Annotated in this window: 1 protein-coding gene and 1 pseudogene; both read left to right on the forward strand. The window is 59.8% G+C overall.

Annotated features, from left to right (window positions below; translation table 11 throughout):
* Window positions 1–161: TrbI/VirB10 family protein (locus tag PZ895_RS00500; protein WP_275837078.1), on the forward strand; the 161-nt coding region annotated here is incomplete at its 5' end.
* Between the two features lie 74 nt (window positions 162–235).
* Window positions 236–502 (forward strand): annotated as a pseudogene (locus tag PZ895_RS00505) (hypothetical protein); the annotation flags it as partial.

A 502-nucleotide genomic window follows, 5' to 3' on the forward strand; every position in this document is an offset into this window, starting at 1 on the left:
GAAATTTTGCCGACACGTTCGGCCGGATCGCTGACCAGACGATCACGCGCAATCTCGACGTGCAGCCCACCTTGGAAATCCGTCCGGGCTACCAGTTCAACGTCTTCGTTGAGCAGGACATAATTTTCCCCGGCGCGTTCAACTCGACCTGGGGCCGCTGATCGACAGCGGCTCCGCCTGTATTCAGGAGTATATTGTGAAGCTAACGCGAGCTGGCATCCGACTGCCGTTTATCATGAGCGCGACGCTCTTCCTGACCGGGTGCCTCGCCCCCGAAAAGATCGACGCGGATATCACGACGGATGGATACGATTACACGATGCGCGTTGAAAGCACGCTGGCGGAGCCGCGTGCGGTGATGGCGGCCGCCGAAGGACGTTTGACTGAACAGGATGAAGCAGGGGCGCAGCGCATGGCGGCAAATGACGCCGACATGCCCGGTTTCGAGCGGTTCGAATATATTGGGGAAGGCCGGTTCGAGCTGGTCGTCAACCTCGCGGGA

Source organism: Mesorhizobium sp. YIM 152430, assembly GCF_029210365.1.
Taxonomy (GTDB): domain Bacteria; phylum Pseudomonadota; class Alphaproteobacteria; order Rhizobiales; family Rhizobiaceae; genus Aliihoeflea.